7 protein-coding genes and 1 pseudogene are annotated in these 6,901 nt (G+C 43.2%); 3 read left to right on the top strand and 5 right to left on the bottom strand.

Annotated features, from left to right (window positions below):
• Nucleotides 1-265 precede the first annotated feature (265 nt).
• Nucleotides 266-1,921 carry an NAD+ synthase gene (locus Q0R35_RS15670; RefSeq protein WP_366944914.1) on the top strand — a complete coding sequence of 552 codons (1,656 nt, stop codon included), beginning with the start codon at nt 266-268 and terminating at the stop codon, nt 1,919-1,921.
• Nucleotides 1,922-1,957: 36 nt separating this feature from the next.
• On the opposite strand, the gene Q0R35_RS15675 is transcribed toward Q0R35_RS15670, so the two are convergent.
• Genes Q0R35_RS15675 through Q0R35_RS15685 form a run of 3 tightly spaced genes read right to left on the bottom strand, consistent with a single transcriptional unit; the run spans nt 1,958 to nt 2,839 of the window.
• Nucleotides 1,958-2,263, bottom strand: coding sequence for a hypothetical protein (locus tag Q0R35_RS15675; RefSeq protein WP_295620370.1), 306 nt, complete (start codon nt 2,261-2,263; stop codon nt 1,958-1,960).
• 27 nt (nt 2,264-2,290) lie between these two features.
• Nucleotides 2,291-2,566 carry a hypothetical protein gene (locus Q0R35_RS15680; RefSeq protein ID WP_295620373.1) on the bottom strand — a complete coding sequence of 92 codons (276 nt, stop codon included), beginning with the start codon at nt 2,564-2,566 and terminating at the stop codon, nt 2,291-2,293.
• Nucleotides 2,567-2,578: 12 nt separating this feature from the next.
• Nucleotides 2,579-2,839 carry a hypothetical protein gene (locus Q0R35_RS15685; protein ID WP_295620376.1) on the bottom strand — a complete coding sequence of 87 codons (261 nt, stop codon included), beginning with the start codon at nt 2,837-2,839 and terminating at the stop codon, nt 2,579-2,581.
• A gap of 65 nt (nt 2,840-2,904) precedes the next feature.
• Here Q0R35_RS15685 and Q0R35_RS15690 point away from each other — a divergent pair, with 65 nt between their 5' ends.
• A complete protein-coding gene (locus tag Q0R35_RS15690) occupies nt 2,905-3,123 on the top strand; it encodes a hypothetical protein (RefSeq protein WP_295620379.1) in 219 nt (72 codons plus the stop codon).
• The gene (locus tag Q0R35_RS15695; protein ID WP_295620382.1) at nt 3,111-3,512 is read left to right on the top strand and encodes a PIN domain-containing protein; all 402 of its coding nucleotides are present in this window, start codon (nt 3,111-3,113) and stop codon (nt 3,510-3,512) included. The genes Q0R35_RS15690 and Q0R35_RS15695 overlap by 13 nt, the downstream gene beginning before the upstream one ends.
• Before the next feature lie 27 nt (nt 3,513-3,539).
• Here Q0R35_RS15695 and recG read toward each other — a convergent pair whose 3' ends face one another.
• Both recG and Q0R35_RS15705 read right to left on the bottom strand, forming a co-directional pair.
• Entirely contained in the window at nt 3,540-6,050 is a 2,511-nt protein-coding gene (gene recG / locus Q0R35_RS15700; protein ID WP_295620384.1) for an ATP-dependent DNA helicase RecG, read from the bottom strand.
• 176 nt (nt 6,051-6,226) lie between these two features.
• Nucleotides 6,227-6,901 (bottom strand): annotated as a pseudogene (locus Q0R35_RS15705) (hypothetical protein); the annotation flags it as partial.

Here is a 6,901-nt window from a genome sequence, read left to right on the forward strand (position 1 = left end):
AAAAATTTTGGCAAAGTAAGAAGTGTTTAGCAATTTGGACAGAAGATTATTAAAGTAGGGTGGGCATTGCCCACCATCTAGAGCGTGAGAAAATCACGTTTTTTATCCCGATCGATTCAGATCTTAGTGAGGTTGGGCGGGTTTGAATTAGATCTCTGGTGCAATCGTTATTAGTTGCATAAACCCGCCCTTACAGATCCGATATTTCTCAATCATTTATTTCTCTGCGCTCTCTGCGTCTCTGCGGTTAAAAATAAAAAATATTATGAAAATAGCACTAGCCCAACTCAATCCCACCATTGGCGACTTAAAAAATAACGCCGAACAGATTTTAACAACCGCCCACCAAGTAGCTACCCAAGGAGTAAAACTATTACTCACCCCCGAATTATCCCTATGTGGCTATCCACCGCGAGACTTATTACTCAACGCTCACTTCATTACCGAAATGGAGCAAACACTCCATCAATTAGCGACGGAATTACCACCCGATTTACATGTACTCGTCGGATTAGCTACCCCCAATCCTAACTTTACAGTTATGGGTGGCAAACCATTATTTAATAGTATCGCCTTACTAACTGCTGGAAAGGTGCAGAATATCTTCCACAAGCGGCTGTTACCGACTTATGATGTATTTGATGAGAATCGGTACTTTACCCCTGGTAACGAGGCAAATTACTTCACCATAGACGATATTAAGATTGGGCTGACAGTCTGTGAAGATTTGTGGAATGATGAAGAATTTTGGGGCAAACGTAGTTATTTAGTAAATCCGATCGCTGAATTAGCCGCACACAATATCGATCTATCGATCAATCTTTCTGCTTCACCCTATTGTATGGGCAAACAACAGCTCCGCGCAGCAATGTTAAAACATGCCGCAATTAAATACGATCGAGCGGTATTATATGTCAATCAAGTCGGGGCAAACGATGACCTGATTTTTGATGGTTGTAGCTTGGGGTTCGATCGATCGGGCGAACTAATTTGTCGGGGTGCATCATTCGATCGCGACTTAATTATCGTTGAGTTTGATGAGATTAAACAAGATTTGAAACCAGGTAAAATTCAACCCCAACCTGACTGTACCGATGCCGAAATTTGGCAGGCATTAGTATTAGGTGTAAGGGATTATATTAGCAAATGTGGTTTTCAAAAAGTAATTTTGGGCTTGAGCGGCGGCATCGACTCCGCACTCGTCGCCGCAATAGCCGCCGCAGCGATAGGAGCCGACAAGGTTTTGGGCGTATTAATGCCATCTACCTATAGCTCATCGCATTCTGTCACCGATGCGATCGCGGTAGCTGCTAATCTAGGCATTAACACCGAAACTATCCCCATTGGCGACTTAATGCAGGGATTTGATGGTACCTTAGATTCCCTATTTACAGGTACCGAATTTGGACTAGCCGAAGAGAATATCCAATCGCGGATTCGCGGCACATTATTAATGTCCATCTCTAATAAATTCGGACATCTACTGCTCTCGACTGGTAATAAATCGGAAATGGCAGTAGGTTATTGCACCCTCTATGGCGATATGAATGGTGGTTTAGCCGTCATTGCCGACGTTCCTAAAATGCGCGTATTTTCTATCTGTAAATGGTTGAATCGAGAGCGCGAAATTATCCCCCATAATATTATTATTAAACCACCCAGCGCAGAATTAAAACCCGGACAAGTAGACCAAGATTCATTACCACCTTATGAAATTCTCGATGCTATTTTAAATGCGATCGTCTGCGAACATCAATCGCCAGCGCAAATAATCGGTCGCGGTTACGATCCGCAAATAGTCGATAAAATAACTAAACTAGTCAAACGTGCCGAATTCAAACGCCGTCAAGCTCCCCCAGGATTGAAAATAACCGATCGAGCTTTTGGTACGGGTTGGCGAATGCCGATCGCTGCTAAGTAAGTTATTATTAATACAAAATATCTTGCTTGAAAACACTCAAGACTTGTAAAATTTATCTAGAATATCTGCTGGCAAAGGATCGTTAAAATCAGCAGACATAGTTACACGTCCTTTGTCTTGCCCAGGAACGCGAGGTAGATTTAATTTTGAGTTGGGATTAATTCGATCTACTGGAACGGATTCTGAGATTCGATCGTCTTGTTGTTCTTCTGGACTCTCAGTAAAAAGACAAGGCGAAGATTTTCGTAAATTTTCTAGAAATTCTTCATCAGTAACAGTCGCGAAATGCTCGGTGACTATTTGCTCGAATTTTTTAAGATTTATTGGCATGGCGATCTTCATTTTTATATTGACATGAATATTTGATATTTATTTAGAGATAATATGAACATCCAATTCTAGAATTTCAGATACTTCCTGAATGCTCATTCCTTTTTTTAAAAGTTTATGAGCAATCTCTAGTTTACTCTCTTGATTTGCTTGCTGATAAAGTTCTGCATTGTCAAATTCATCTGATGCTAGACTAGCTGACTCTGCTTCAACTAATTCAGGACAGTATTTTTCTAAATCTATTGCAAACCGCTCTTGGGTGACGGTTGCAAAATAATTCTCCAAAATTTCCTTAGACTTATTTATATCTAGCATCTTAATATCTCCTTAGATTTCGATTAAATAATATTCTGTGATTAAGTCTACACAATTGTCCAACTGGATTCGAGCGCAAATCACCGATGGCTCTTGGGGATGCTGCTCTGTTGCCCATTGTTTGGCTCTCATCGGTGCATCTTGAAAGAAATATATGCCCGTACCTAGCCAGTCATAATCGTTATCACTAGCGAGGAATCCATTTTTGAGGATACTTGCGGCTTTAGTTTGACTCGTTCCATGATAAGCGTACACTTCGATTAGGTCGTTCATTACTTAATGAGTAAACAGAAATTCAGAGTAAAATGGAGATAGCATCTCAGCCGAGGAAAGATTTAATGCTGAAAAGTTATGAAGCAATTTATGAAAATGGGCAAGTAACATGGCTGGCGGAGCAACCTCAGGTTAGTTCGGCTCGTGTGATTGTGACGATTTTATCTGAAGACACTCCCATTAAGCGTCGAATTCCTCCTGTAGCTTTGGTAGGTAAGGTTAAAATATTGGGTGATGTTGTCAGTCCGATTGTTGATGAAGAGGATTGGGAATGTCTGAAGTAATCGTTCTCGATACTCATATTTGGCTGTGGTTCGTCAACGGCAATTTAGATCTGTTTCCCTCACAATGGCTGAGTCAAATCGAATCTGCAAGTCGGGTAGGCATCTCACCAGTATCTTGCTACGAAATTGCTTTGGCTCACAGTAAGGGACGGATAGAGTTACCATCTACAGCTCAATCATGGTTTCAAGAATCGTTAACGAGTGTGGGCATCGAGCTATTTCCAATGAATGAAGTAATTGCGGCACAGGCGGTTGAGTTGTCCCCGATTCATAAAGATCCTTTCGATAGGTTAATTATTGCCACGGCTTTAGTCTATGGGGCAAACCTAGCCAGTGTCGATAGTTTGTTCTCTCGATATCCAGAAATCGATTCTTATTTAATGAAGTAGTTAATACTCGATTGAATAATCCAAAATTTAAGTTAAGATACTTCCTCCCATTAACTTATTAAAACGATAATCTAACTCTGCCTTTAATCGGGGCGACTGGCTCAGATCTTTATCCTGTAAAATGACTTTTTCGGCGGCATCGCGCGCGATCGTCAACACTTCGCCATCTTCTGCTAAACTGGCTAAGGCAAAATCTGCCATTCCCGATTGACGGGTGCCTAAAACCTGCCCAGGGCCGCGTAATTGCATATCCATCTCAGAGATCCAAAATCCATCTTGCGACTGTTCTAGCACCTGTAGGCGTTGTTTAGCGTTGCTAGAACTGCTACCGCTCATCAGTAGGCAATAAGAACGATGTTCGCCCCGCCCGACGCGCCCGCGTAATTGGTGGAGTTGAGATAAGCCGAAGCGTTCGGCGTTTTCGATGAGCATGACGGTGGCGTTGGGGACATCTACGCCGACTTCGATAACGGTGGTGGAGACAATAATTTGGGTGACATTATCGCGAAATGCGCTCAGGGCGGCATCTTTATCGGCTGAAGCCATCCGCCCGTGGAGCAAGCCGACTTGATATTGCGGGAATACTTCGGTGGCTAGACGTTCGTGTTCGGCGGTAGCGGCGCGGAGATCGAGTTTTTCGGATTCTTCGACGAGGGGTAACACGACGTATACTTGCCGCCCCGATGCGATTTCGCGGTGCATGAGTTCGTAGACTTGGCTGCGCTGGCGGCTGTTGACGGCGTTGGTTTGAATCGGCTGTCTTCCGGCTGGTAGTTCGTCAATCTGGCTCACGTCTAAATCGCCGTGGAGGGTGAGGGCGAGGGTGCGGGGGATGGGTGTAGCGGTCATGGTGAGGACGTGGGGCTGGGAGCCTTTTTGCTGCAATTTAGCGCGCTGGAATACGCCGAAGCGATGCTGTTCGTCGATGACGACTAAGCCGAGGTTGCGAAAGTTGACCTTATCTTGAATTAAAGCATGTGTGCCAACTGCGATCGAGAGTTCGCCTGTCTCTAATTCGCTGTATATTTGTCTCCGTTTGGCGGCTTTAGTAGAGCCTGTCAGGAGTTCGACGGGGAGATGGAGCAGGTTAAACCAGCCGACGAGTTTGCGATAGTGTTGCTCGGCGAGAACTTCGGTGGGAGCCATGAGTGCGGTTTGATAACCAGATTGAATGGCGGCGAGAATTGCCATGACGGCGACGACGGTTTTACCGGAGCCGACATCGCCTTGTACTAACCGATTCATGGGTGCTGGTTGCTGGATATCTTCTAAAATTTCACTTACGACTCGTTGTTGAGCGTTGGTGAGTTGGAATGGTAATAGTTCTTTGAATCTGTCGATTAATTTTCCTGTCGGTTTGATGATGGTTTGAGTATGCGTCTGGCGTAATAAATGGCGGCGTTGCAAGAAGCCTAATTGAAGATAGAAAAACTCATCAAAAATTAGTCTACGTCTGGCTGCTCCTTTGGTATCGCTATCTTCGGGGAAATGGATATTCTGAATTGATGTGGCTAAGTCCATCAATCCATATTGTTCTAGCACTACTGTGGGGAGCGGATCTGTTAGTAACTTCGCCGCAGGTAAAACTGTCACTACTGCTTCGCGGACGATATCGGCGGATACGCCTTCTATTAATGGGTAAACTGGCAATACGCGCCCAATTTTGAGCGAAGAAATACTCGCCTCACTATCTGCTAAAACTTCGATTTCGGGGTTGTCTAAGTTGATGCCATATTTACCCTGCTTGACTAATCCCGATGCAGCAATCCAACTCCCGACGGGATATTTACGTTTTAATGATTCTTGCCAACCGCGATTGCTATAACGAGTCCCGGCATAGAAGCGACTAATTTTAAGGCTGCCAGTTTCGTCTTTAATCGTAATTTCTAAGACGTTGAGTTTTTTGTTTTTAGGACTGGTAAAAAAGTTGATTTTGCGAATAATACCAACGAGCGTAACGGTGGTACCGGGTTCTAGTTCGATAATGTTTATCTGTTTGGCATAGTCAATATGGTCGCGGGGATAGTAATATAAAACATCCTTAACGGTTAATAATCCCAATCTAGCCAGAATTTCGGCTTTGCGAATACCCAATTGGGGAATGTCTCGTAAATATCGATCGAGTGTTAAATTAGTGTTGCCTGGAGTTCTGGAAATTATCGCTGGTAAAATTTTGGGATTCAGTGGAGCTGCGCTGGGAGTAGTATTGGCGCGAGCTTCACTCACTCTAACTAACTTAACTGGTGCTTGAGTGGTGTGCTGTGCGGCGACTTGTTGGGCAATTTTTAAAAACTCACTAGCTTTAGCAATTAATAACTTCCGCTCGATTAAAGTCAGATCGTGATACTTATCGAATTCAAAGGCTAATTCACGCCAATGCTGGCGATCTTTGGAGGTTGCATGTGTCGGTGGTTTGCCAAAACTCAAACACAAGAATTCACCGAAGCGGTACTGTTGCCCGACTAAATCGGTATAACCGTACTCTGCTTCGATAGTTAGAGCTTTATGAATTCTCAACCAGTCTGGTTCATCGGACATCGATCGTACTCAAGAGTTGCTATTACTAGCAATCATTTTAAAATATACTTGCTTATTCTATGTCTTTCCCCCGCACACAACAACCAATCAATCTATTTAAGTCGTTAGGTATGTACGACAACCAACCTTTCATGCTCGATCTTATATCGATCGTGTCTAAATTCGCTCTACAACTCCTAATTTTCAAACCAACTATTTCGCCAAGCTGATTCGGCTTCGGCAATTTTCAATTCTTGCTGTTTTTGAATATATTCACGTCGTAATGCTTTAATTCTATCGACTAATTTATTAATATCTTTCCGTAAGGCTAGAACATTAACATCTGAAAATTCGACTTCTGTCAGACGTAAATAGAGGCTATGAATTTGCACGAGCTGGGAAAAGTCTTCTTCATCTGAATCGATGGTTATCGAGATCGATCGATCGGCACCATTATTTAAAAGAGTTTTCGACATTTCGGCATCGAGCTGTTCTTCATCAAGCTCTTGCTCGATCGTAATACTCAACAAATTTGAAACATTTCCCATACTTTCGCCCTGCCGATCTGCTTCATTACTTGCTTCTAAAATAGACTTAGGAATATTTGCAGGCATAATGCGCGCCTGTTGTAAAAGTAGATTGACTTTATAAGAAATCTCTTTTAGACTATGTGAAATTTCGGATTCGATATTTTGGTGCCAAGTTGCCAGCGAAGTGGGAGTTGCAAACCAATCGATCGGCATAATTGGGATCGAGGTTAATTCACCCGTCGGCTCATCATCATTACTCCGAGCGGGTGAATTAATATGTACGACTAAATCGGCAATGACATTACCAATTACGCGTTGCAAAGTTTTTAGCAATTGCGATCG

It is taken from the genome of Chamaesiphon sp. GL140_3_metabinner_50 (assembly GCF_025361915.1).
Classification (GTDB): domain Bacteria; phylum Cyanobacteriota; class Cyanobacteriia; order Cyanobacteriales; family Chamaesiphonaceae; genus Chamaesiphon.

What these genes read in the sequence shown, in the direction of transcription:
- Q0R35_RS15670 (WP_366944914.1), top strand. Translation starts at nt 266, where the DNA reads ATGAAAATAGCACTAGCCCAACTCAATCCCACCATTGGCGACTTAAAA.
- Q0R35_RS15675 (WP_295620370.1), bottom strand. Translation starts at nt 2,263, where the DNA reads ATGAAGATCGCCATGCCAATAAATCTTAAAAAATTCGAGCAAATAGTC.
- Q0R35_RS15680 (WP_295620373.1), bottom strand. Translation starts at nt 2,566, where the DNA reads ATGCTAGATATAAATAAGTCTAAGGAAATTTTGGAGAATTATTTTGCA.
- Q0R35_RS15685 (WP_295620376.1), bottom strand. Translation starts at nt 2,839, where the DNA reads ATGAACGACCTAATCGAAGTGTACGCTTATCATGGAACGAGTCAAACT.
- Q0R35_RS15690 (WP_295620379.1), top strand. Translation starts at nt 2,905, where the DNA reads ATGCTGAAAAGTTATGAAGCAATTTATGAAAATGGGCAAGTAACATGG.
- Q0R35_RS15695 (WP_295620382.1), top strand. Translation starts at nt 3,111, where the DNA reads ATGTCTGAAGTAATCGTTCTCGATACTCATATTTGGCTGTGGTTCGTC.
- recG (WP_295620384.1), bottom strand. Translation starts at nt 6,050, where the DNA reads ATGTCCGATGAACCAGACTGGTTGAGAATTCATAAAGCTCTAACTATC.